General features: G+C 44.0%; 19 protein-coding genes. 2 read left to right on the forward strand and 17 right to left on the reverse strand.

Translation table 11 applies throughout. From position 1 onward, the window contains the following. Window positions 1-140: 140 nt before the first annotated feature. Together yaaA and MHI55_RS20905 are read right to left on the reverse strand one after the other, a co-directional pair. On the reverse strand, window positions 141-893 hold the full coding sequence (gene yaaA, locus MHI55_RS20900; RefSeq protein ID WP_076250933.1) for a peroxide stress protein YaaA: 753 nt from the start codon (window positions 891-893) through the stop codon (window positions 141-143). Window positions 894-1,011: 118 nt separating this feature from the next. After that, window positions 1,012-1,296 (reverse strand): DUF3139 domain-containing protein, encoded by a 285-nt coding sequence (locus tag MHI55_RS20905; protein WP_076250931.1) that lies wholly within the window; start codon window positions 1,294-1,296, stop codon window positions 1,012-1,014. Window positions 1,297-1,527: 231 nt separating this feature from the next. Here MHI55_RS20905 and MHI55_RS20910 point away from each other — a divergent pair, with 231 nt between their 5' ends. Continuing rightward, entirely contained in the window at window positions 1,528-2,298 is a 771-nt protein-coding gene (locus tag MHI55_RS20910; protein ID WP_076250929.1) for a hypothetical protein, read from the forward strand. 101 nt (window positions 2,299-2,399) lie between these two features. Here the strand turns inward: MHI55_RS20910 and MHI55_RS20915 are convergent, their stop codons facing one another. From MHI55_RS20915 to MHI55_RS20940, 6 genes are all read right to left on the reverse strand, one after another. Beyond that, a complete protein-coding gene (locus tag MHI55_RS20915) occupies window positions 2,400-3,470 on the reverse strand; it encodes a cell wall hydrolase (RefSeq protein WP_256720009.1) in 1,071 nt (356 codons plus the stop codon). A gap of 280 nt (window positions 3,471-3,750) precedes the next feature. After that, window positions 3,751-4,968 carry an MFS transporter gene (locus MHI55_RS20920; RefSeq protein WP_036614537.1) on the reverse strand — a complete coding sequence of 406 codons (1,218 nt, stop codon included), beginning with the start codon at window positions 4,966-4,968 and terminating at the stop codon, window positions 3,751-3,753. A 113-nt stretch (window positions 4,969-5,081) separates the two neighbouring features. Beyond that, window positions 5,082-5,897: a carbohydrate ABC transporter permease gene (locus MHI55_RS20925; RefSeq protein WP_076250927.1), complete on the reverse strand. Its 816-nt coding sequence runs from the start codon at window positions 5,895-5,897 to the stop codon at window positions 5,082-5,084. A 49-nt stretch (window positions 5,898-5,946) separates the two neighbouring features. After that, window positions 5,947-6,819, reverse strand: coding sequence for a sugar ABC transporter permease (locus MHI55_RS20930; protein WP_017687487.1), 873 nt, complete (start codon window positions 6,817-6,819; stop codon window positions 5,947-5,949). A 3-nt stretch (window positions 6,820-6,822) separates the two neighbouring features. Next, a complete protein-coding gene (locus tag MHI55_RS20935) occupies window positions 6,823-8,097 on the reverse strand; it encodes an extracellular solute-binding protein (protein WP_076250925.1) in 1,275 nt (424 codons plus the stop codon). Between the two features lie 250 nt (window positions 8,098-8,347). Continuing rightward, window positions 8,348-9,532, reverse strand: a complete 1,185-nt coding sequence (locus MHI55_RS20940; RefSeq protein ID WP_340390622.1) for an LLM class flavin-dependent oxidoreductase — start codon at window positions 9,530-9,532, stop codon at window positions 8,348-8,350. Window positions 9,533-10,217: 685 nt separating this feature from the next. On the opposite strand from MHI55_RS20940, the gene MHI55_RS20945 reads away from it, so the two are divergent. Next, entirely contained in the window at window positions 10,218-11,099 is an 882-nt protein-coding gene (locus tag MHI55_RS20945; RefSeq protein ID WP_083684424.1) for an AraC family transcriptional regulator, read from the forward strand. Window positions 11,100-11,183: 84 nt separating this feature from the next. On the opposite strand, the gene MHI55_RS20950 is transcribed toward MHI55_RS20945, so the two are convergent. From MHI55_RS20950 to MHI55_RS20990, 9 genes are all read right to left on the reverse strand, one after another. Next, on the reverse strand, window positions 11,184-12,242 hold the full coding sequence (locus tag MHI55_RS20950) for a hypothetical protein (protein WP_083684421.1): 1,059 nt from the start codon (window positions 12,240-12,242) through the stop codon (window positions 11,184-11,186). Window positions 12,243-12,244: 2 nt separating this feature from the next. After that, window positions 12,245-16,822 carry an ATP-binding protein gene (locus tag MHI55_RS20955; protein WP_340386782.1) on the reverse strand — a complete coding sequence of 1,526 codons (4,578 nt, stop codon included), beginning with the start codon at window positions 16,820-16,822 and terminating at the stop codon, window positions 12,245-12,247. Between the two features lie 81 nt (window positions 16,823-16,903). Further along, on the reverse strand, window positions 16,904-17,602 hold the full coding sequence (locus MHI55_RS20960) for a hypothetical protein (RefSeq protein ID WP_340386784.1): 699 nt from the start codon (window positions 17,600-17,602) through the stop codon (window positions 16,904-16,906). Window positions 17,603-17,841: 239 nt separating this feature from the next. Continuing rightward, complete coding sequence (locus tag MHI55_RS20965; protein ID WP_340386786.1) at window positions 17,842-18,762, reverse strand: hypothetical protein; 921 nt, start codon at window positions 18,760-18,762, stop codon at window positions 17,842-17,844. Between the two features lie 8 nt (window positions 18,763-18,770). Next, window positions 18,771-20,138, reverse strand: a complete 1,368-nt coding sequence (locus tag MHI55_RS20970; RefSeq protein WP_076318928.1) for a nucleotide sugar dehydrogenase — start codon at window positions 20,136-20,138, stop codon at window positions 18,771-18,773. 154 nt (window positions 20,139-20,292) lie between these two features. Continuing rightward, window positions 20,293-21,096 (reverse strand): response regulator, encoded by an 804-nt coding sequence (locus tag MHI55_RS20975; RefSeq protein ID WP_036674925.1) that lies wholly within the window; start codon window positions 21,094-21,096, stop codon window positions 20,293-20,295. Between the two features lie 276 nt (window positions 21,097-21,372). Next, window positions 21,373-22,773 (reverse strand): glycosyltransferase, encoded by a 1,401-nt coding sequence (locus MHI55_RS20980; RefSeq protein ID WP_174806433.1) that lies wholly within the window; start codon window positions 22,771-22,773, stop codon window positions 21,373-21,375. A 22-nt stretch (window positions 22,774-22,795) separates the two neighbouring features. Next, a complete protein-coding gene (locus MHI55_RS20985; protein WP_340386788.1) occupies window positions 22,796-24,004 on the reverse strand; it encodes a HEAT repeat domain-containing protein in 1,209 nt (402 codons plus the stop codon). 26 nt (window positions 24,005-24,030) lie between these two features. Beyond that, on the reverse strand, window positions 24,031-26,256 hold the full coding sequence (locus tag MHI55_RS20990; RefSeq protein ID WP_340386790.1) for a hypothetical protein: 2,226 nt from the start codon (window positions 26,254-26,256) through the stop codon (window positions 24,031-24,033). Window positions 26,257-26,955: the final 699 nt, after the last annotated feature.

Genomic DNA, 26,955 nt, shown 5'->3' on the forward strand with positions numbered 1-26,955 from the left:
CTGTAGACCTCTGTAGATACAAACATATTCCGAACAAGACTGCCTTAGTCTTACAAAAAAAAAGCCATCAAATTATTTGATGGCATTTTACGAATGCGTAACCTATACAAACCAAAATTTATAAACCATTGTGCAACAGGCTACTGTCCCTCTGAATATATAAATACATAAGTACACTCATCCGACTTCTCTTCTGAAAAAACAAAACCTAACCGATCAAAGTCTCTTATATCCTCCACATCTGTAATCTTCCGCTCAGCCATATATCGTACCATCTCACCTCTAGCCATCTTGGCCCGGGTTGCCTTTTCAACAAGTTTCCCATCGACCATTTGTCCGAATACACAAGTGATCAACCGGGTTTCCTCCTTCAGGAAAGGCGTGATGTTCTTGCTATACTCTTTGGAAGCCAAATTTAGAATACAATTGCTTTCAGATTGAAGTTGATCCGCCAATTTGCTGCCCCAGAATTGATAGAGCGATTTGAAACCTGGACCTTGCAGCTTACCCTGCATCTCCAACCGATACGGCGTAACGCCATCCAAGGGCCGTAAAATGCCATAAAAACCGGATAATATGCGTAAATGCTGCTGAAGATACGCCAGTTCCTCATTTTGAAAAACGCCCGGTGCCATATATTGATACTGAATGCCCTCGTAGGCATAAATGGCTGGCGTAAGATTTGCTCTTATATTCATATTCCGAATCCGCTCCACGTTCTGTTCAGCGATTGCATCGTTACACTTCCACATCACTTTCAGTTCGTCATAGGATAACTTTTGAAGCAGACTCAATAGCTGTTCTGACTCATGTATAAATTGCGGCATCTGCGCGATAGCCATCAAATCGGTGTCGATCTTCATCTTTTTAGCTGGTGATATTATAATTCTCATCGTGCTAATCCATCCTTAATCTACCTTTGTTTTTGTCGTTATTCATTGTACAGGATTGGATGGGTAAATCCAATGGTGTTGCATATTATCCTCTATTATCTTAGTACGTATGATTGAATTATTCATGCGGATCAGGCGTCAGCTGAATCCATTCATCTGCTCTATAGTAGATATATTCCTGCGGATTGTCCTTGAATTTGACGACAACAGGATACATCGGCATTTTGCTTCGACGAGCAGTGATGCTTATAATCTTATTTCCATCTATTCCTTTTTCGGCGGTTAAATATGTTCTCAAGTCATCCTCCAGCTGCTTCATATCACTCTTATAAGAGCCATACCATGTAAAAGAAGCGATGACCACTAGTGGAACTATAACTAATGAGGTCTTTAGCAACTTCATTTTTACTCACCCTGACTTTAATTTATATACTAATAATCCGAATTTCTCCAATCTGATTGAACCACCTTATCTAGAATAGGCCCTTGCTACTAGATCAGATCAAAACTTGTCAATATGCTATTACCTGAAGTTGGGTCGAAATTCTCATGGGTGACTATGATCTGGTTTGTTATGATTATAAATAAAACGTATTTAAATTAGTAGGGTCTATGAGAAAGGGTGCCGCTTCTTATGTTTATTGTTCATCTATTGCTCGCTCTCGCACTGTTGGGCGGTTCAGACAGCTCCAATGATGCCACATCTACACAACTTCAAGTCAATCCGTTACAACCTCATCCTGCTTATTCTGAACTAGTCTTGGAATCCGGTTTAAAGCCTTTCCGTTCTGAACGAACATACAAAGGATATGATCCAGACTATAATCAATTTGAGCAGGCTGCTAAAATTCTACAAGACAAGCTTCTTGAAAGCGCACTACCACCACTTCTATCCAAATCCGGAGATACAGGTACATTTGATTATGGAGGACATTTAAAATTGTTAAAAACTGTCCCTCTGAAGCAAAGTATTGAATTCGGCCCATTAACTATTCACATGATGGATGTACAATTATTAGAAGCTAGTGATATACCAAATGATACTAGTAAAAACATTTCTATTCTGAACCAAGAAGATATTGGTCCTGATATGACGTATATCAAAATCATCTACAGTGTAGAAAATACAACGGATCAAAATATCGGATTTTACGGTTTGAATTCCATTCATCCGAACACCGGTAAACCAATTTCAGCAGACCGTAATTTCATGAGGAAACCCTATGTTTATCATCAATATGACGGTGTAGTCATGGATAACATGGGCTATGGTTTAGTCTATACAGATGACCCCGACAAGCTGGAATCCATTGAATTGGTTTTCAATAGAATCTATGACTACGACACTGGAGAAACCATTGTAGAGCCTACTTCGTTAAATATTCCTTTCACGTTCCAGAAGTAATATTAAACCCCGGTCACGTACCTGCAGATGAGCAGCATACAGCCGGGGTCACTTGTTGTTTTAAAAGGATGCCTTTGATTTATTTAATATCTCAAACTATCTCATCTCGTAAAATCATGCTGACCAATCGTCAGCAACGTTGGCCTGCTCTTACTCCATACCGAAGTCGCAATCTTCGGATTGTAATAATACAGCGCTCCATTCGTCGGATCAACACCATTTAATGCTTTGCGTGCTGCCTTATAAGAGGTCGCCGTCGGCTTGGTATTAAACTGGCCATCGTCCACCGCCGTGAACTGACCTTTCTGGAAAATGACCTTCGAGATCGATGACGGGAATTCACTCGAATGTACCCGATTCAACACAACCGCTCCTACAGCGACTTGCCCTTCAAAAGATTCTCCGCGCGCTTCACCGTGGATCAGCTTCGCCAACTGGCGTAACGTCTCGCCTTCGGCTTTGGCCTTTTTGTTCAGTCTGTTCAGTGTTGCTGGACCTGCAACGCCGTCTGCACTCAGTCCCTGCGCCTGCTGGAACTTGCGGACAGCGCTTTTGGTAATCGAACCGTAATAACCGGTCATTCCCGCATCAAAATACCCCAGGTCACTTAATTGCTCCTGCAATTGCAGCACATGTTCACTGCGAACGCCTTGTTCCAGCTTCTGTGCCCCCGCAGAAGGTGCTGCTACGGTCAACCCGACAGCCATCGCACAAGTACCGAGAAGCATACCCACTCGTCCTGCTCTTTTGCCTGCCTTTCTCCCTCTCCGATGGGTTACTTTTCGACTAACGGTGATAGGCTCTATGAAGTCAGCACCCAACTGCATATCAGACCCCTCATTTGTGCTACCGACTCTAATCCGTACATCCTCACTGCCCGTGTACTCCATATTTTTCGTAATCGTCATGTTATTCATAATATTGGTGACCTCCATCTCTTTCGTAGGTTTACTTTCATCCACAACATACACATCATACATTCCGTTTATCTCACTACGTCCATTAATGTTATTATCGCTGTACATTACATGTATGTTGTTATTCCCATGTACTCGCACCATGTCAATCACGTTGTTGTGGCTTCCATTTATGCTATTCGCTCGAGTCGCTTCACCCATCGTATTGTTTTCATTGAATTCACGCATTTGATCCATTTCACGCTTGATCTTCATCTTTTCGTTACCCTCCACTTTTCTGAATCCAGATCCCACTTCTTTCCCCTGAATCCTCACAGTTGGACATCCCGAGTGTCATTATAGGATATAGAAAAAACGAAGTCTATCGGACCGATGACGCAGTGAAAAAACGAAGCTGAACATAACAAAAAGAGGCATGAGCCCATGGTCACACCATGGTCATGCCCCTTCTTGTATCAACCATATACCGCTTGTCTAACCCGTTTTTCCGTAGGCAGGCAGACCTGTACAAAAGTTGCGTTGTATTTATTGACAATTACTCAGCAAGTTCCTGACCCTTCGTTTCCCGGCCCCAGAACAGTACAGCCGCTGCGCCAATGAGGATTGTCACGAAGAAAATCGTGAAAATCAGGCTGATTGCCACTTCGCGTTGAACCAGCATACCGACCATTAATGGAGCCAGTACGCCACCGATTCGGCCAACCGATGTGGCAAGGCCAACACCTGTCGAACGAACGGAAGTCGGATACAATTCCGGGCTGTAGGCGTACAGACCACCCCAGGCTCCCAGATTGAAGAAGGAAAGACAGATTCCTGCGGTCAGGATCGTGGCTTCCGTTGTAGCCAATCCAAACGCAATCGCACTGAATGCAGTCAAGGTAAGGTACACAACCAGTACGAACTTGCGCCCGTAACGTTCAATGAAGTACGCTGCGGTGAAGTAACCTGGCAACTGTGCAATCGTCATGATCAGCACGTATTGGAAGCTTTTAACCAACGTGAATCCTTTTGCCATAACAACCGAAGGTAGCCACAGGAACATTCCATAATAAGAGAAAATGACGGTAAACCACAAAATCCAGAGCATCAACGTTGTACGGCGATGTGGTGCTGACCAGACGGTAGCCACTTTTTCGCGGAACGTGATTTTATGAAGCTTGGTATGATTCTTGTACCGCGGCGGGTCCTGAATGGCACGACGCAGATACAGTGCATAGAACGCCGGAAGCGCACCAATGGCAAAAGCAATTCTCCATCCGTACTCCGGGATGACAAAGTTGGCAATGAGCGCGGATACAATCCAGCCCCCTGCCCAGAAACTTTCCAATAATACAACGGCACGTCCCCGTTCCGCTGTAGGCATCGACTCCGATACCAGTGTGGATGCCACGGGCAGCTCTCCGCCAAGTCCAATACCCGCAACCAGACGCAGTGCACACAATACGGCGAATCCAGTCGCCAATGCAGACAGACCGCTTGCAATCGTAAAGATTAACAAGGTCCACATCAGTATGGCCTTCCGTCCAAAACGGTCCGCAAGTGCACCTGCAAGCAAAGCACCGAGCGCCATACCGATCGAGTTAATACTCGTAAGCACGCCGACTTGTCCGGGACTGAGACTCCATTCCTTGGCGAGTGCAGCCACGATAAAGGAGATCATACCAACTTCCATCGCATCAAACAGCCAGCTCATGCCGGCACTGAACAGCAGCTTGCGCTGCTTGGGATTCCGCAATACTTCCAGTTTGCTCATCACTTATAGCTCCCTTGATCTCTATGTAGTCATTCTGACACTAAATCATTATTATGCAGAATGCTCCAGAAATCAATGCAAAATAAGCTTTTCCTTCCGATTTCTGCGATACCTCACCCCTTGAGTGAACCCGCTGTCAGACCTGCTACAAAGTAACGCTGGAGTAGAAGGAACAACGCAATCATCGGAATGGCCGTTACCAGCACACCCGTAAGCATCATCGGATAGTTCGTCACGTATTCCCCGCGGAACTGCATAAGTGCGAGCGGTAAAGTGAGCTTGGACTTACTGCTGAGCATCAGCATCGGAATAAGCAAGTCATTCCAGACCATGACGAGCAGGAACGTAGCCGTTGCAGCCAGCGAAGGTGCAGCCAGTGGCAGTGCAATCCGCGTATAGAGTCTCCACTCGCTTGCTCCATCCATACTGCCCGCTTCCAGAATCTCCGAATTGAGCATGCGCATGAAACCTGTCAGCATAAATACTGAGACAGGCATCAGCATAGCCGCGGATACGACAATCAATCCCGTGAGACTGTCCGACCACCCGAGTGTACGCGTGAGGGAATAGATTGGCAGCATACTCACTTGGGATGGAACGATCAACCCTGCTACGTACAGAGCAAACACGATTTTTCCTACACTGCCGCCCCAGCGGACAATGGCATAAGCAATCATGCTACTCAGCAATAACTCAATGGCAACCGTACCAAGCGTCACGACCAGACTGTTTCCGAAATATTGCCACATCGGCTGATTGCGGAACATGCCAGTGATGTTATCCCACGTAAACGGGTCCGGCCAGCTGAACGGACTGGTGAAGAAGTTGCTGCTTGTTTTGAACGAGGATACAAATACAAAGTACAGCGGCACCAGAATCAGCAGCGCGTACACCAATAAGATCAGGCGATTGAACCATTTTAAAAACATGTGAACTCCCTTCTGCCTCGATTGCAGGATGAATGCTCCAACATCAACCTCAATAACTTACCCGGTCGGCACGCAGTGCCTTGAACTGCAACAGCGTCAAGAGCGCGAGCAACACCAGGAAGATCATGGAACCGGCAGAAGCCAGACCAAATGAATAGCTGCCAAAGGCGGTATGATAGATATATGTTGTCAAAATTTCAGTTGCGTAGTTCGGGCCTCCGTCCGTCATGGTAAAAATGAGGTCAAATGCCTTGAACGACTGAATGGTCGTATAGGCCACAACAATCGTTGCCGAAGGTGCCAGCAGTGGCCAGGTCACGGTACGAAATACCTGCCATTTGCTGCCGCCATCCATGCGAGCCGCTTCATACAGTTCTGCCGGGATGCCTTGCAGACCTGCGATGAATACAATCATCATCTGTCCGGCATGGGCCCAGACTTGTACCGCAGCGATGGAATAGATGGCGATCTTGGGATCACCAATCCAGTTACGAGCGATGCTGCTCATGCCCGCTTCATTCAGTCCATAGTTGATTAGTCCGATAGATGGATCATACATAAATGCCCAGATCAGTCCAACCGATACGGAGGACAGAATCGCAGGCAGGAAATACAATGCCCGAAGCACAATGCGTGTCTTGGTATTACGTACCAAGAGCAGGGCCAGGACAAGTGAAATAAAGGTTTGTGCAATAACAACCGTTAACATGAACTCCACGTTGTTGCCAAAGGCTTTGCGGAATACGATGCTGCTGAGACTGTCCTTGTAATTATCCAGCCCTACAAATGCATACGACGGGGATACCCCATCCCAGTCCGTAAAGGAATAGAACAGCCCCGTCAATGTAGGAAATACGAACAATCCAACGTACAGCAGCAACCCGGGGATCAGAAACAGGGATAGCTGAAGACGGTTTTTCATCGTTTATTTCCCGATATGCTGATCAATGATCGCTTGTGCCTGCTGTGCTGCTTCTTCCGGAGAAGTGCCGCTCAGTACAGCCTGAATGGAGTTGGTTACTGCTTTTTGATTATCTCCGTTCAGGATGGTGAACCGTGGCTGGAACACGGTCTTTTTGGTTGCCCATTCTCCGGCTACCTGAAGCTCAGGCGTATCGTACTTCACACCATTCACCGTTACATTTTGTCCCGTTTGGTTGGCATAGTCACTCGCTACATCGGGATTGCTAAGGAATTCGAGGAACTTCTTCGCTTCTTCCGGATGTTTTGACTTGCTGTTCACCGCGAGCATGAACGTAGTAGTATGCACTCCTTCATACTTCGCTTGATCTGCACTTACTGTAATCGGTGCAAGCAGTTTTTGCTCCAGATTAGGATTCTGCTGCTTGTTCTGAGCCAATTGATACGATCCACTTGCCAGCATCGCTGCTTTCTCTTGGATAAACAGTGCGCCCGCCGCAGGGTCTTTCGTACCCAGTGCATCCTGTTGGAAGTAACCTTTATCGTTCAGTTCCTTGATTTGAGTCAACGTTTTCACCCAGAACTCATCCGTCAGTTTGGCTTCGCCCGCTTCTACTTTGGTAAAAATGTCGTCACTCGGTGCATTGTTCATCACCATCGTATTCATGAATTGTCCTGGGCCAATGTCCGCTCCGGCAAAGGCAATCGGAATGATGCCATTGTCTTTCAGCTTCTGGCAAAGTGCCAGGAAGCCTTCCCAATCGGTCGGCGGCGTCAAGCCGTATTGTTCAAACAGCTTTACATTATAAATTGGATCGTTATATACGAGTTGATACGGGATCGCATATTGCTTGCCATCGTGCTGTCCTGATTCAATCAGCTTGGAATTGTAGGCCGACAGAAACGATGATCCGGTCAGGTCCGTGAACAAGCCGGCTTTGGTGAAAGCTTCGAACTGTGCACCCGGGAAGGAGGCAAATACATCTCCTACCGAACCGTCACTGATTTTGGATTGTACGGTGGACTGATATTGATCGGAAGGCAGCGTCTGCATCTCCACTTTAATGTTCGGATTTGCTGTCTCAAAAGCGTCAATGGTTTTGTTCAGTGCTTCCACATCTTCTCCACGCCAGTGCATGAAGCTGATTGTAACTTTACCTGAACCCGAGGAGCCGTTCTCTCCAGATGACGTGTTATCCCCACCGCCGCAAGCTGACAGCAGGATGGACATCACCAGCATACTGACAAGCGGCAGGATTAATTTTTTATTTTTTTTCATGAAAGACGACCTCCTGAGGATGCTTGATATTTTAACTAAAGAATGTTTATACTGACCACTCCGATGACAGAATAACCTTCCGATCGCTGTTATCCCCGGATTTTTTGAATCATTTTTCTCAATGGTTAAAATCCGGGGATAAAGGCGAGATGATGCTTACGAAGTAGCTTTCTTTCAGAAAGCTTTTAGCTTCGCTTCTTCAGATCGGTTCTGCCCTCTCCGTTAAAGTGTAAAAAAAGGGGCTCTTACTTTAGTTAGTAGTAACTTGATGCTGCTTCTGTCTTGTTTTCCATTTCTCGCGAATGATCGACATCACGGTCCGTCCGAAGATTTCGGCCTCTTCCAGATGCGGGTAACCGGACAGAATGAAGGTTGTCACGCCAAGATCTCCATATTCCATCAAACGTTCTGCGACTTGTTCGGCTGTACCCACAATGAGGATCGCACCGCCGGAACGCACAACGGACAAGCCTGTCCACAGGTTGGGACCTACGACAAACTGCTGCTTCTCGGACAGTTCCCGTAGCTCGTTCTGTCTGCGTTGGTTGGTTGCATCCGTCTCGGCAAAAGCGGCTTTGGCTTTCTCAATCGCTTCTGGTGGTACTTTGCTAATAATCTCCCAAGCTGCTGCCCATGCTTCTTCTTCGGTATCCCGAATGAGTACCTGAGCACGCATGCCGTAACGGAGCTGACGATCTTGTCCCGTTTCCTCTTTCACCTGCTGACGAATGACCTCAATCTCTTCGATCTGCTCCTGAATCCAGTCATGAGGCTCGCCCCACATGAGGAACGTATCCGCATGTTCAACAGCGACCTTTTTCGCAATCGGAGAACTTCCTCCCAGATAGAATGGTGGATGCGGATTTTGCACCGTCTCCGGCATGCCTACCGGTCCTTTGAAGTTGTAATACTGGCCGTTGAATTCAGGATTGGGATCACTGGATGCATCTGCACCAGATTTTGAACCATTTCCGGCAAACTCCGTCAGATTCAGTCCCGTCGATTGGGTCCATGAACGCTTCATGACTTCCATATACTCGCTCGCCCGCACATACCGCTCATCATGCGCATGTGCCAGTGGATCGCCAAGTTCCTCCAGATCTCGAACAGAACTGCCTGTCACCACATTGATCATGGCTCGACCACCCGATAGCTGATCCAGTGCCGCTCCCATTCGTGCAGCGAGCACGGGGGTAACTAATCCCGGGCGAATGGCGACAAGGGGACGCAATGTCTTCGTGTGACTCATCACAGCTGAGCCGACCACCCATGCGTCCAGACAGGCTCCCCCTGTCGGAATCAATACAAATTCGAATCCTGCCTTCTCCGCCGTCTGTGCCACATCGATCAGATAATCCAAACTTGGCTCCCGCTCCGGGGCAACCCCTACATACTTACCATCCCCTGCTGTAGGCAAAAACCATCCAAACTTCATTTCTTCCTGTTCGCTCACAAAAGTCAATCCCTTCTATGATAAATTGCTCTAAAAATGTTTCACTCAAGCACTTCGGTTACAGAAAACCTTCCGAGCACTCTTGTCCCCAGATTTCTTCTCATTCCCCTTTCATGGGGAAATCTGGTGACAAAGGCGCACGCTTCGCTTCTTCAGGTCCTTTCTGTCCCCTCCGTTGTCGTGTCATTCTTTAAATTGATTTATTAGGCATATCCAATCTCAAATGCCGATTAATTAACTTGGTTTAATAGGTATGGACATCATAACAATTGATTTGTCTGTGAGCAATGTCATTTCGCGGCAATTTTATTTTGTCATTTTGTGGTCTTTTCTCAGATTTAGGTCTTCCTGATCTTGAATATATATAAAACCCACCTGTATAATAGGTTTAAATGCATGTTCAAAAAGTCTGATTTTCAGTACCGAGAAGATGGAATGAAGATAGAAATGGAGTAGCGGAGCGTAGGAAAACTACGTGAGCAACCACAATGTTTCCAAAGGAAACATACTTCGTAAGCCTCCCGCTTATTTCGGCTGAATTTCAGCTTCGATGTTGATGATGCCACTAGGCATGATTCGTAATCAAAAGTGGACTTTTTGAACTACATCTGTAAGCGAAACTTTTAGAATGTACAAACGATACTTATACAATAAAGAGGTGTTCCTGATGACCGAGAGCATGAAGGAGGACCACCATGAGTTTTTGGATATTATTTTCTTCACTCCATCTGAATTCGAGAAAGCTGGTGGCGCCTGGCCGATTCGCATCGGACGAAATATAGCCAAAACCAACTATCATATTGGCCCGCGCACTACGCCTTATTATTATTTGCTGTTTGTACTGGAGGGGGAAGGTACATTCATACAGAACGGACAGCGTCATGCCCTTCGTGCCAGGGATGCGTTCTGTCTATTTCCACATGTTACCCATGAGTACTGGACGGACCCGGAAGACACGTTGCAGAAAATATTTATTGCATTTGACGGTGCACATGCAGCCGAGCTACTGTCTCGAATTGGACTTACACCCGACTCACCGTACCGTTCAGGTGTACTGACCCCGGAGACTGCAAGTGCCATGCGCTCGTTCATGGAGGATGTTCGTAAACCGCAGGACGGAGCGAGTGATCTGGGACGACTCACCCGATTTCTAAACCTCTTCGACCGAATTGCCCGGTCACCCGCAACCAAAGGATTGCAACCGGATTCAGCCACGCCTTGGCTCCAGAAAGGCAAGGAATACATGGACATTCATTTTGCAGGCGGCATCTCCGTGGAAGGTGTGTCCGCTCATGCGGGTGTGGATCGAACCCATTTTGCCAAACAGTTCCGCAAAGCCTATGGTCTGTCCCCTGTGCAATATATCCAGCAATTGAAAATGACCCAAGCCAAACGTCTACTCGTGCAGACGCCGCTAAGCTTAACTGAAGTGGCTCATTCCGTAGGTTACCCGGACTTGTTCTCCTTCTCTAAAGCGTTCAAAAAGCAAGTCGGTCTGCCGCCCAATCGCTATCGGACAGCGGAAAATGACTCAAATAAGATTAAATAAAAAATACACCCTAGAATTCATAAATAAACTTGAAGTTTATTTATGAATTCTACAGGTGCAATTTCATTAGTTTTGAGCACAACGTTATTGCATTATAGTATAGCTTTTTAAGCTAAAAATTATCTGTAGTTCTTGGCCATCTAGTATTTTAAGATGAGCAAGATCATTTCTTGAAGCATATATTAACTGAAAAATATCACTATCCTTTTTACTTAGTCCTTCTTTAGTTTTTAAATAATAAAAACGAATATGTCTTAATTCCATATCCTCAGGACGCTTAATTTTTTTCCCAAATTCATCTGTAACAGGTAGTATTGTAACTAATTCATTATAATAAAATTCTATTATTCTTCGCCTTTCCTGCTCAATTATAGGAAATACAGTCTGAATCTGAGCTTCCCATAGGATATATTCAACATTCTTTATGCTATTTAACATTGTTCTAATCTCAGGATCATATTTCGCAATATTATTTAATAATCCTATGGCATCTTCTCCAATCTGTCCTACAGCTAATTTTTTACATATTATAGGGTTATCCACAGATAAGCGTGATACAATCTGCGTAATGTAATTCTTCATCATAACAGACAAATCTGTTTGTTCAGCTAGACAGTAAGAAGCAAATAGTTGCATATCGTAAATGGTAATATAATCCTTAAAATCAAATACAGAGATTTGTTTATTACTTTTCATTAAGCTCTTTTTGTCACCATAAGTCAGCAGAATAGCTCCACTATTAAAAGAGCAATATTTAGCAAATTCTGTCCCAATTTCAATCCATCGCTGGTCTTCTTCAATATTCCTTATAATTATAATTTTCTCATTCAACAAGTTTTTACTAGCCATGGCTTTTGTTAAAGAACCATACATTGGATGATGATCATAATCTGCTGCGTATTTCTCTATTAAAGTATCCTCGAGATTTTCAGACATTTTGTAATCTACCGCATCATAAATATCTATTTGTAAACTACTATTCTTGTGCAGTAGCTTGTCTTTCAATTGAATAAAAAACTGCTCCATATAAGCTGTCTCTTTTAAGATTGTAACTCCACCATCTGAAACAGCTTCAATTGTATCGTGAAGATAACGAGATGGCCCAGAAACTTGATTCCACCAGAGCATTTCACTACTTAACATAACTATGCTCCTTGCTCACTATATTTCAGTAATTGGTCAAATACATTTTCTGAACTACCTAGCATTTGGAAGAAGCTATACCTATTAAAAATATATTTCCCATGTAAACCTTGTTCTTGTCTAAGAATATTCAGCTCATCCATTTCTTCCAAAAGAGCCTTCAAATTATCCTCAGACATTTTGCAAATCTTCTTTATTTCGAAATATTTACATATTTCCATTATTTCTTTTACTGTTGCTCCCTTGTTCACACCCCTTGAATAATAATGATAGGCCATTGCATTAGCCAATATGTCATAGAGATCATCTTTATCTAACTGTAAAGTAATTCGGAATCTATCTTCAATCATTTCTAGAAATTCAGATTGTGATAAAAGAGTTCTTAAATGCTTCTCATCCAACAAATATGGAGGAGAACTATTTATTGAGTAGCTTCCATTTTTATAACTATCTATAGTCGCCTCAATAAGCTTTTGACAATAGAAATGAATAAGGCCTGGGTAATAGTTAGTCTTGGCCAGAATCAAACTTAACATGTGATCATCTCGTTCATCTATACGAAAACCTAAATAATGTAGTGGTTTTTGTAAAAGATCACAAGCATCAGCATAAGCTAAAGGACGGATTGTAATATGTCCCATATGAGCCAATACACTATTTCCACTCAATCGCCGTTTGTTAAATCGAACAACATCTCTTAGACCAGCTAAAATAAATTTGAATTGGTCGTTAAAAGAATCTTTAATTTCCTTAAGTATTTCAAGAGGCCGATTTTCATCTTGCTCACAGCTCGAAAGAAAACGATCTGCTTCATCTAAAAGCAACAACAATTTATTGACAGGCCTTTCTTTATTATTCAATCTTTTCTTCAGTGCTACTTTCAATTCTCCCCAAGTAGAACACTCACGATCTAAAACTCGAGCATAGACAAGTTCTTCACTTATCTTTTTAGGGGCAGTATGACAATTATCTTGCTTCAAGTCTATAAAAACAGCATAACTTCCTTTTTCTGGGTGGTGGTCTAGATTCTTAGCTTGACGAAGTAAAGCCGTTTTTCCAAGTTGTCTCCCCCCATACACAAGCACAGGTCCATTTAAATTCCTTATCCTATTGAGCTCATCTGTTCTTCCAATAAACATTTCTGGTGGAATTATTCCATTTGGAATGTATGGTTGTATGTTACTAAAAGGAAGTGAGACCTGCAACATAACATTTCCTCGCTCCACTTGGTTATATCCAGCAAGAAAGAGCGCCATAACACGATCTATAACAATAATAATTTCAGGAATCCCTCTAAGTTTTACTGATTTGGCAAGAACTCGTCTCTCCACTAAAGGCAAAGCATAGTCTAAGAAAACTATTGTTGAAGCTGCACCGCTTGCACCATATTGAATCAACTCATCTAGTATATTATCAGCAGATCTTGTACCTGCCATATGAATAACACGAATACCTTTCTGAGACGTTTGGGTTCCAAAAGCAGTAAAGGGGTGACTATATTGACCCAATGTTCCATCAATAGTTTTAGGATAGATGAAAAATTCATTTTCTTTACCATTTTCCAATTTATCTATCTCATGGAATGAGAGATGCTTCATAATAGATTCTAAACTTCCAGCACTAGCAATTTTAGACCAAAGTCGAATAAACTCATCCGCATTGGTTGTATTACGATTACGCTGGTTCGCGAAAATACTGGATTTTACTTCTCTCTCGTAAATTCGATTTAAATCACTGCTCTTATTAGAATTACACGCAGTAAATAATGCTTGGTAACGCTGAAAGAACAATCCGAAAGGATCAAAATCATTTTGTTGAATAGAAGGAATATCTTGTTGTCCATTTCCATTGTTGGCTAGTTGAATATAATCCTCTGCCACAGTCATGTTACGTTTTTCTAACATAAGATCTATTTTTTCTAAAATAGGCCACTGTTCAAGCACCTTTTCATTATCTAAATCCTCATCTTGTTCTCTTAGCGCTACATTAAGAATATTGTTTTTAAGTTCTTTTAATCTAACCTGCGTTGCTTCTAAACGTTCTTTGGAATCTTGAAGTATTTGCTTTCTACACGCTTCAAGTAATCTGTTGTAAAAACCAGAATTATTCAACTTTATTGCATGTTGTTCAGCAACAACAGCAAGCCTAAAATAGTTATCCATAATTCCCTTACTTGAAATTTGTCCATAATTTTGTGCTATTTCAACGCTAGTCATAAACTCTTCTTTATAACGTGTAATTTGAGTTGAGAATTTTTTTCTAATATCTACAATTACTAACTCATCTATTGATATTTCTTTATGGAATCTATTAAAAATCAAACCATATCTTCCTAAATCATAATCAAAAAGAGCCTCCATAGCAGCCTTTTGCCAATTTCGCTCTTGATATTCACAATGTTTAATGGCCCTCTCCCATAAACGGAATTCTTTCACATTAGGCAATTCGTGCATCCAATTATCCAATACAGGAATATACTGGTCATCAAGTTCAATTTCACCAGTCAGAAGTAAATTTTCATAAAAGTAATTTTCTTCTGGAGTATCTTCGTTTAATTCTTTATGAATTTGTTTAATTACCGTTGTCAAACAAGTGTGTCCTGGTTTTTCCTGAGTATCAATAATATTTTGTGAAAGTTCATTTAGAATATCCATCATAATCTCATTTGCTCTTTTACGATATTTATTAAGAGCTTCTGGACTAACTACATCCATGTTACTTCTTTTCTCTGCTTCAAGTCGGTAGATATAACACTTCAGTACTGGTGTTACCGCGTCTCTTAGCCAACTACGCTGATGCTCTCGTTCTCTTCCAAGCAGACTAACATTTTTATCGAAATTAGCTTTAAAGTTCATACCATTCCAATAGTTATCAATGAAAACTTCTAGCTTTTTGTCTTCCGGCGTAAAACCACTTGTATGGTGATTAACGGAAAGCATATCTGCCGATATGAACTGTTCACAAAATTCTTTTAATTCATTCATATTAATTGTATAAGCTGTTCTTACTACATTGGTTAAAACACCATTATTTCCATATAACTCCAATACCATCTGATGTGCTTTTTTATGCCCTATTTTAGCTTTAATATTTCTCGTGTTAAATACATTGATTGCTTCTGTAAGCTGAATGTTAATTTGTTCAAGTGTTTTAGTTATGTTCATCTGATCACGTACAGTACCAGATGTACAAAATATAAACCCTACGTTGTGACGTTCAAGGAATAACCAGAAGTGACTAATTAGTTTTTTTAGAGAAGGACAGTTCTGTAAGACTAGGCTAGAGTTGTCACTGTTAATTTGACCCCAACGTGATTTTAAACGATGATCATTGGGATTTTCAGGATTAAAGAAAATACGCAACCACATCGCAACATTTAAATAGTCATTTAGGACCTCTTGGTTCTTCTTAACGGACAGATTAAGTGGTGTATCTACTAGTGCAAACAAGTCATCATACTTACATATAGGGTCCTCTAAAACAAATGAAAGCTTGTCTCTTAATACTTTGTCTTCAACTGAAAATTCAGCAATAGAATGAAGCAATATCATAGCTTCAGCCAACTTATTGTCTGAAAGCATCATTAATGATTTTTCAACAACTGAATACAGATCATCTTTTTCAACATATGGAGTAAACTCAGGTAATGAATCTTCGCCTTCACGTTGAACATAACCTTCAGTTCCGAGACTACTTTCTTCTCCTGACATATGTTGCACTACTTCAATTGTCTTTTCTTGTAACTTTTCGTAGGACATAGATAAATCATCATGTTCGGTAGGACTAAATTTGGGAACATTAACTACTTCTAAATTATGTGAGTTAGTTTCTTCATTAAGCTTTCCATCCTCAACCAAGTTCTTATCTTGCTCAAAGACCACATGGAATTTGTCGTCACCTTTGTAATCACCTAATAATATTTTGTCATTTTCATCAGTCAAGAAATAAACAATGTGATCGTCTACTGACAATTCTTCGCTAAGGTAAAGGCCTTCATGTGTTGATGTTGTCCAAATAATTGGAACACAATCTTTCTTCATCTCTATAATCTGCTTAATTAATTTCAGATCATAAGTATCATCTTTCATAATTGGAGCTATTATAACCAAACGAATCCCTAATTTACGGTATTCAAGATCTCTATGAGGTAATGGAACAAGAGTCTTCCAATTTTCTAAAATAAATCTCGACTTTAATGATTTCTCTAGTAAAAATTGTGCTCGATTAATCAAACTCAACTGACAAGCCACCATATAAATTTCTTCATACTGTTCCAAATCTAAGTAGTCATCTCCTGGATTTCTATAAGAAGGTTTAAGTTTGGAATTTTGTAATAATTGCTTACGACTAGTCTCCTTTTGAAAAGCTTCTGCTCCGACAGAACTCAGGGTGTAGAAAACAGTAACTTGTTCATCATTACTAATCTCCCACGATGTAAGATATCCTTTCTGACATAAACCACTTAGTGCTCTACGATAGTAATCTAATTTGTTATCATTATCTGAACCCGAAGTATCCGAGTTAAATAAGAATAATTCATTTTCGCTGAGTATACCGTGATTATAGATGTAAGTTAACATTAGCTCCGTCGGCCCACGACTTGAAGAAATTCTTTTCAGATCTTGTTCAAATTTACTTACTGAGAATTTCTGTAGTTTCTTTCATCCAACTTTGTAACTAATCTTAGGATTTACAAGCTGATCCGATGTTATATCATTTTTTTGTGGAATTAGTTCAGAAAATTCAGTCATAGAAGGATTTATAGTCTGCATTTCCATTGTTTCAATATCGTAAATCTTAAATAAACCCTTTTTTAGAGCATAACTTGTAGCGAATCCTATTTCTTTGGTTATACGACTATAATCATTAGCTTCGGGGGTAATTGTACGAAGAGCTATCTTCATTGCTAAATCATACTTTTCACCCAATTCAGTTAATTTTTCACTTGAAGAATAGTTATCGAGTAGCTCTTTCGCTGCAGCTTGTTGTTGTTTAATTTCTTCAATAATATCTTGGTCTATACACTCTAACTTAATGAATTGAAGGATGCTAATTTTAATTTGTTCAATTGCTCCTTTGATTCTTTCATTTTGTTCAATTTCTTCTATTAACACTCTAACATCATTAACATTAACAAATTGTTGTTCATGGTTCATTGATAGATACTCTAGTAGTTCTTTCTGCTCAACAGATAAAACTGATAATACTTCAATCGCATCCCTCATAACTGACTCTGGTGGGAATTGATCGTTTGTGATTTCTTTAATTAATGGCTCAATATAGTCGATTGCTTGCCGACGTAAATGGACTAAAGAATCAACTTTTGCTTTTAAATAGGTATTTCTATTTTGTATAATCAAAATAATTTACTCCGATCTTTTAATTAGATAATAGCTCTATAAATTATAAGGGTGTATTCAATCCTCCTCCTTCTTTTTATAATTCATTAGTACTGATTCTTTAGGATTACTTTTATTAGTATAATACTACTATCATGTCGTTTACTGTCAGATTACGCCGTCGAAAAACAAAAAAAACAGGTTAGTCTGATGAAGGCTCTTTACCCACTTCAGACTAACCTGTTAACGCTGACCTAAAACTATTCCTTCTCCTCATTCTTGCGCGCAAGCGGAATACCGTTCTCCTTGGCATACCATGCTTCATAATGATGCACAGCCACACCTGCAAATGAAGAATGAGAGGTACCCAGATCAAACACCTTTGCCATCTCTTCATTCATATTGCTAACCGGTTTACGGAAAAAGGTCAGGTGATCCCCCTCGTGTGTATCCGCGAGTTCCGCTCCGATCCAGACTTTCTTGCCGAGATCATCCGCTTCGTCCAGTTCTTCCTTGGACAGATCATACATCTGCTGCCCACTATCCCGGTAAGCCATAATAGCCACCGCATCAAAGTGGGAGATCACCCAGCGACTGAATGTACCTCCTTCAGCCGACTGACGGGCATCAAGCCAGAACGGAATGGCAGCGCTCATGTACAGTCCGGCATCCTCGCCGGCTTTTGTCCAGGCCTTCATGTTGTTCTGCCACTCTGCAATGACGCTGCTCTCCTCGTTCTCCCAGCGCTTCAACTGATACGGCTCCACATCCAGTTGAATGCCTTCGAAGCGTTCATTCTTGGCCGAAGCTGCATTGTATGCTCTTACTCGCTCAATAAAAGCAAGCCCTTCATCCCGCTTCTCCTCATAGGCCCAGTCTGCATGACCGTTAAGTCCATGCACTTCAATCTCAGCCTGTCGGGCAGCCGCAATGAATTTGCGGTATGTTGCGTCAGGCAACTCATCCTGGATTTGCAGGAAGATGGTATCGACGCCCTGTTCTTTGGAGAAAGCAATAATCTCAGGTGTCTGCTCTGCAATAATGGACGCGTCCCACAGCCAGGTCGCTTTGTGTTCCTCTGCCGAGAACCATTTGAACATCCAGGACAGAAGCAGCAGGCACAACACCACAGCCAGAATGGCCCATTTCGCCATACCCACCAGTTTGCCCCGTTGCCTCATATATTTCCTCAGACGAGCAACGCTTCACTTGGTTCAAGCACAGGATGCTGTACCGAGTGACCAATCTTGTAGATATGCGGATGTGTGTATGAACGGAACGCATTACGTGTATCCAGAATCGGTACACCCATCTCGGCAATATCAAAGTAAGGCAAATCGCTGTGGTTGGTGATCAGCACGATGCAATCGTACTTCTTGAACTGTTCCAGATTGAACGCTTCGCTGTGTACGGTCTCGCCATGTTTGTCCTGGAAGGAATCCGCATGTGGATCGTAGTAGCTAACGTTAGCTCCACTTTCCTTGAACAGTTCATATACTTCCAGTCCTGGTGATTCACGCAGGTCGGCAATATTCGGCTTGTAAGACATGCCAAGGAGCAGAATATTTGATTTACGTACGGATTTAGCGTATTCGTTCAGAATCGTTGACGTTTTGTTCAATACATAATATGGCATGTTGTCATTGGTGGATTGCGCCAGCTCAATGAATTTGCTATAGAAACGGAAGCCTTTGGCCTTCCATGACAGGTACATCGGATCAAGCGGGATGCAGTGTCCACCGATGCCTGGCCCTGGATAGAATGGCATGAAACCAAATGGTTTCGTCGCCGCTGCGTCAATAACTTCCCAGATATCGATGCCCATACGGTCACACATCATCGCCATCTCATTCACAAAGGCAATGTTCACACTGCGGAATGTGTTCTCCAGCAGTTTGGACATCTCAGCCACTTTTGGCGAAGATACCGGTACTACGGTTTCTACATACTTGCTATATAGCGCTGTTCCGAGCTTCAAGCAAGCTTCAGTTGTGCCCCCGATTACTTTCGGCGTATTAAATGTTGTGAAACGTCCGTTCGACGGGTCCACACGCTCAGGCGAGAAGCAGAGGAAATAGTCTTTACCTGCTTCTTGTCCGATCTTGTCCAGCTGCTGCTGGATCAGTTCTTCGGTTGTACCTGGATAAGTGGTGCTCTCCAGCGTAATCAGCATGCCTGGTTTCATGTGCAGTTTGATCTGATCTACAACCGTCTCGATGTAAGACGTATCCGGGTCCTGATTCTCACTAAGCGGTGTTGGTACGCAGATACTGAGGGCGTCGATCACACGCAGCATGCTGTAATCTGTCGTTGGCTGGAAACGACCGCTTTGCATTACTTTTTTCAACTCATCAGAGGAAATATCGTGAATATAGGAATCTCCTTGATAGATACTCTCTACTTTGGACGCATCCAGATCAATTCCGATTACCGTGAAACCTTGATTGACCATCTCCACGGCAAGTGGAAGTCCTACGTAACCGAGCCCGACGACGCCGAGTACAGCTTCTTTATTTTCAATCGCATTCAGTAATGTGTGGAATTGTTGATTCTCCATGATATTCCCTCCGGGCAGTGTATTTGGTGGTGCTTAAAATCCATATAAATAGATGAGTGTCTGTGCTCTAAATGTTGCTCTAATCTATCTGATTCATAGTGTAAAAAAAGCTCTTACTTTGCACTTCACACAATCAGCTTATTCAAGCCGTCTTCTAATGCAGGCAGCGTCTGATTCGGGCATCCAGCTCTACAGGCGAGAACGGTTTAGTCATGTAATCATCGACTCCGCTGCGGAAACATTGACTAATCGTCTGCTCGACACGCTGTTCGGTCAACACGACAATTTTGGGTGGCTGCTCCATCTCCAGGTTCTGAATATGATGGATGAACGGCAGACCATCGATGCCATACAAATTCAGTTCGGTGAGCACCAGATCTGGTGTGACTTTCTCGATCAACTCCAGTGCAGCCAGTCCATCAACGGCTTCATAGGTTTCGTATCCCTGCATCTTCAACCGCAATTGCAGGAATTCGCGTACCGTCGGATCGTTGTCCACAATCAAAATTCGTTCCGGCTCGTCCGCCGTATTGTCCAGCGTGTAGATATGAATTTCCGACGAATCTACGAGCTTCGAGGACTCAGCCATATGCTGAATAGTTGCCTTCGAAGGGCGCTCCCCTTCCGGGAAACTGGCCAGTGTAATCTGTGGATCGGCACCGGGTACAGTCTCTTGCAACTCATGTTTGATCCGAAGTCCTTCATAATGAACTTCATCCAGTGACAAACCTGGCAACAGGACGGCAATCGCTTGGGTAGCCCCATCCTTCCACACCTGGAAGGCAGACTCACTCGTTTGTTCCAGATGTGTCCTGACCTGCTGCTCAGGTTGAGAGTTTCCTGCACAATGGATGAACATTAAGCCGCATGTTTCGGCACCCGTTTCCTTCAATCCCTGTTCTACACTTCGGTACACATTAACGGCAGCCTCACGCTGCAATGTCGCCGTATTTGGCATGTTCTTTTCCACCCTTCTCCTCGATTATCTATATAAGTCCAAAATATATTATTTACACTGACACTCCGTTGACAGAACAGCCTTTCGATCGCTGTTATCCCCAGATTTTTTGATTCCTTTATACAAGGGGAAATCCGGGGATAAGCGTATGCTTTCGATGCAGCTTTCTTTCAGAAAGCTTTTAGGTGCACGCTTCGCTTCTTCAGGCTTTTTCTGCCCTCTCCGTTATCGTGTAAATGTCTAGTTGGACATATAATTGCTTTGATTATTCTTTAATCAAGCGGCTTCGCTTGTTTTCTTCTCATCCTCGGACCAGCTTTGACGTGTCATGGTACCCCATGAGTTGTTGTTTTGCATGAACTGCACATGTCCCTGCAATCTCCACAGTACGCCGAGCTGGTGGTAACCCACGAATTTCAGCGCGGAGTAGACGAGCATTTTGACCAGATCGGAGAGTTTGTTGTAACGTTTGAAAGCAATCTCCTCCAGGACAAGTGCGCCTACACTCAGCAGATAACCACTCACAAAGTTCAGCAGTCCGAACAGAACCAGAATCGGCCATTGCGTCATATCCAGAAGGACATATCCAGCGAGAGCCAGAAGTCCGGTAATCCGGAAATACGGGTTGAGCGCTTCAAAAAGGACGTTATATGGCATGGTCACCATACCCATAACCTTATATTTTGGATTGAACAACATGCCACGATTCTCGATCATGTTCTTCAGATTCCCGCGGCCCCAGCGCTTACGCTGACTGGACAAGATCCGGTAGGAATCCGGTGCCTGCGTCCAACATACGGCCTCAGGACAGAAGGCAATGCGGTACTTCAATTTGTTTTCCAGCATGTAACGGTGAAGTTTGATGATGATGTTCATGTCTTCCCCAGGATAACCATCCCGGTATCCACCCACGGCGATTACAGCGTCCTTACGGAACATGCCGAAGGCACCGGAGACAATGATCAGACCGTTCATGTGACTCCAGCCAATCCGTCCACCCAGAAAGGCTTTGAGATATTCAATCGACTGGAACATGGGCCAGATCTTGCGTGGCAGCGATACATCTTGCACTGCCCCGTTTTCAATTTTGCAGCCATTGGCGATCCGTACATCTCCACCGATGGCTACCGTCTCTTCCGGATTCTCCATATACATCCGTGCCATGCGGATCAGGGCATCCTTCTCCAGCAACGAATCAGCATCGATGGAAGAGATCAACGGATAATGGGACAGGTTGATCCCGGCATTGAGGGAATCGGCCTTACCGCCGTTTTCTTTGTCAATGACATACAGATCCGGGAACTCCGGGTTATGGTAGATCCCACGAATTTTCTGACAGGCGATCTTGCCCCGAATCTTCGTATTGGGTACTGGCTTCAGACGATATTCTTCCAACAGGATATTCAGTGTCGCATCACTGGAGCCATCATTCACCACAATGACTTCATACGTTGGATAATTCAGCGTCATCAGACAGTTCACATTTTCAATAATCGTCAGTTCCTCGTTGTATGCCGGTACCAGCAGAGAAACGGAAGGCACCAGTTCCGAGCCTGACAATGTATTGTATTTGGAATAATGCGACCGCCGGAAGATCGTCCAGATGTTACGGAACGATAAGGCCAGAATGGAAAAATAGAGCGTATTTACAAAAACAACATAGTAGATTGCGACCATGCCGTAGATTAATAGTAGATCCCTAAGCAGTGTAATCCCCTCCTACCGTAGCGACACCTGGACGTTTCTTGCTGGTTCTGTTCTCTCGTACAGGGCCAAAATAGCGATCGTACAGCAGTCTTTTTTTGTTATGTGCAATCATCTGCTCTACAGCTCTGTCATCGGTTCTCGTATGCTGCATGGTACTCTCAATCTGCTGCATCGCAATCTCGCGCTCAGCAACTGTACCTTGCACCGCAGCCTGACACAGCGCTTCGAATCCCGGTTCACCGAGCTTGCTCAGACTCTCCGCACTGTTATAGCGAACTCTCCAGTCTTCATCCCGTAGCGCTTTGCGCAGTAATGGAATACTACCAGATGCATGCTTCGAACCAAGCGCTTGTACCACTTCGGCGCGAACTTCCGGATCGGGGTCCTGGATCAGCTTCAGAATGGTCTCATCCCGGAGTGCCGGACTTGCGCTAAGATACAGCTTCACCGCCTCGGCACGTACATCCTGATGTTCTGCGCCTACCAGTCTGTCGAGTGCAGGCATCACTTCAGGCACAGCCTGTCCCCACATGGCAACCAGTCCAACTTTTACGAAATCAGGATTCCGATCCTCCAGCAATTCAATTAGAATTCTGCTCGTATCCAGACTCGTTTCGAGCAGAATATCTGCTGCCAGATGGTGAATGGACTTACCTTTGGTTAACAGCAACGCCAGCATGTCTTTCAGTTCACCTTGCCGAGTCGTACATCTGGAGATGGACCGACCAATCATAATGGCCATCGGGCCCGGTTTCTCATCCTTCAGCAATTCCATCAAACCCGGAACGGCTTCGGGACAACGCATGCCACCCAAGCGATAAGCCGCATCAATCTGGCGACCGTAACGCAGACGGCCCAGTTCCTTCAGATCATGCTCTACGAATCCTGCTTCACGGCACAGTGCGATTAATTTGTCGCGATACTCACCCTTGAACTGGTCGATCCATTCAATCAGCCTGTCCTGAATGACTCTGCGTTCCAGCGGAGCCAGTTTGCCTGGTGGCAATTTGAGTGGACTATTCTCAGTCAAGGCTGTTTGCAGATAGGTGAAATAGTCACGCTGCTTCAATTCATAAAACGCCGTCTTGCGTCGTTTGCCATTGTGGGACATTTTCATGGCAAACAATACGATGACGCCTACAACAACAAGTGCGATACAGATGTACAAAAACAGATAGGCCAAAGCCAAACTTGGAAACATGTGAAAAGGTCCTCCTTTATACTCATTTATTCGATCTGAAAACTAGGAATTTTTTCATAACTCTTCTTCATTTTTTCGTAGCTTAGCTTCAGGCGTTCACTATACTGCACCTGCTCCCAAGGCTGCCAGCTATATACCGGCAATGTATTCAGATCCAGGGTCGTCTGTTCACCCCCGGGCCAAGATACGTTCTTCGTGGCGCGGTCCGTTAACCACGGAATGAGGGTAACGCCTTCCACAGCAACTGTGGAGAACTCACGTCCATTCTTGAGCGGTCCATAGTCGATCGCTTGCAGCGAACTCGGATCACCGAACCCAAGCAGCATCCAGGGAATTCGCATCTCCACCTGATTGCCGTTATACTGCCATGACGTTAATGAATCCGTATCAGGCTGGCCGGGAGCCGTCGTTCCTCGCTTCAATGTTCCGACCTTTTCATTCATGAACGGTTGAGCAGATCGGGTATCCGGCGGTGTCATCCTCAGGCTAACTGCCAGATTCCATGGGTGGAACGGATCTGCGGAGTCTGACTGCTGATCTGGCAGCATGTCGTATCCTTCTTTGCCGTACAGACGCTGATTAAAGTCATAATCCTTGGCAATCTCCACCTCTGATTCTTCATCCTGCCCCAGTGTAATCACTGTCTCAAGACCATCACTGAGTGTCCGGCCCGGGAGTAACTTGTCAGGCTGACTGCCTCCAGCAAGTGTATCTGTGCCAATTCGCAGCACTGTCTTCTCCGAGTCAAACGGTTGATCCAAGGTCAGCCCAATATACAGATAGGCTTCATCATGAGTCATCTTCATTTCCTGAATGCCGTCCACTTGGCCCTGCCAGGTCGTGACCTCTTCAACCTTCAGATCATCCCAGTCATCCAGTGATCCGTCGATGGTCAACTGTTCCTGTTTACCCGGGTCCATGGCAAGCAGACCAAACATCTTCTCGTTTGTCAGCACGTTCAACCAATATGCACGGCGATCAGCCGGGATTTCCAGTGGCATCGTGTTCCATGTTTTTTTGAACCATTCATCCTGCCACATGAACACAATTGCTCCCGAGTATCCTTCATCATAGATATCCTGCGTCAGTGACGCGTCGATATCTCCCTGCTCTACTTCGTTATGTCCACCCTGATTCCGTCCTCCCATACCCAGATGGGAAATACCAAGAGAAGAGGGTACGCCATACTCTGTAATCATTACAGGCATATCGGAAAACTCGGCTTTAAGCTTGCGCAGATAACTTTTGTACGTGTTGTACTCACCGTTCTCATCCTTGATGGTTTGGAGTGTTTTATCGATATGGAACAGATCCGGGTAATACGGGTACACATGGTAGGCTGCAAAATAACCTCCCTGCCATGCCTCCGGCTGAATATGTCGGGCATCCACACTGACGAGATCCTCTTCATACAGCGGCTCGCCGGGATGATCCAGCACATCGGTCGTTACCCAGTTGGTGAAGGTCATCGGATGTTCCCACCCATACTTCTTCTCCAGGACCGCCGTATGATCCAGCAGCTCTGCGAGCCAGTTCTCGAACGGTGACGCTTCTGGACTCGCCGAGAAATGAACTCCCTTGTACTGCGGCACGTCCGCATGTTTTGCGTTTGTGTTGTCTACCATTGCCGGGTCCCATTCCGTACCCACATGCCAGGCCATCAGATATTTTCCAGCATTCGTCTTGTATTTGCCGCTGGACTCTCCCTGCTTGGCAGGAATGTCCGCATCGCCATAGACAGCAGATACGGCCTTTTCAATCTCCTGCTTGAACGTCTGCTCAATATGCGCCGCATAGGCATCCTGCTTCTCAATCAACTCTTCTTCAGGTGACCATATGCCCTGTATAAAATATAACGGTTGCTCCCGGCCGCGGTTATATTCGACTAATGCGGAGTAGAAAATCGGTTCGTGAACCGTGTATACCCGGATTACATTGGCTCCCAGATCCTCGATCTGCTGGAACCACCGCAAGTAATCCTCTTTGGTCAGCGGGAATTCTCCCGGGTAATGTCCCGGTGAAGTTGCGCCCAGGTTGACACCTTTGACGAACATCTCCCTCCACGTTCCATCTGGCCCGTATTCCATGAACCGGTCTCCATCGGTCTTGAATTTCATCTCCGTGCCGTTCTTCGCTGTGTACGTAACGAGCTTGGGTTGCATATAGTGCCATCCGGCAAATATCCCACCGGTCACCACCACTGCTCCCGTCAACACCGTTAATAACCAGCGTCTTCGTCTTTGTCTGCTCATGTCTTTAGATTGCTCACCTCTCTATTATGCATCCTGCTTCAACACCGAATGGTCCAATATGAAGCATAGGAATCATTCCGCTTCGGATGTCCGCTTGGTAGAGATGTCAGCGGTGTAGTTCTCACTATAGCGCTAAGACTCTGTATTTGTAACTAGGCTGATGGAAGCAAACATGAAATGGAACATTCTGCCCATGATTCGTAAAAAGGTCCATCAACTACCACTCGGAAGCCTCTGGGATACCTCTGATTCCCAAACACTAATAATTGCTCGAATTGCATGGATTAGATGCCTGCTGATCTTGCACTTCTGGAACCTTTATTGTTATGTGCAACGCGGGTACAGGCATCGTTTTACGTTTGAACACATACCCCATTAAACGCGAGTCATATGTTAAAGTTGCGGACCTTTTTACAGTATTAACCATAAAGATTACAAAATTGATACTATAGTCCGATAACGCATCAGCGATATTCCGCGTCACATCAAGGTTTTCTGAAAAATGCAGAAAACCAAAAAAGGACGTCAGTCCCCCTCTATAGGACTGTACCCATTTATAAACCTTTTACAAAAACCTAAATGAACGCCCGGTCATCACCCAGAGGTCACAGATCTCTCACATTAAATGTAAAAAAGCACATCTTATTTCCTAATTTCTGCCTCTAATATAGCGAACCAATAATTGTGTCCAATTTGCAA

The organism is Paenibacillus sp. FSL E2-0151, assembly GCF_037993015.1.
Lineage (GTDB): Bacteria > Bacillota > Bacilli > Paenibacillales > Paenibacillaceae > Paenibacillus > Paenibacillus amylolyticus.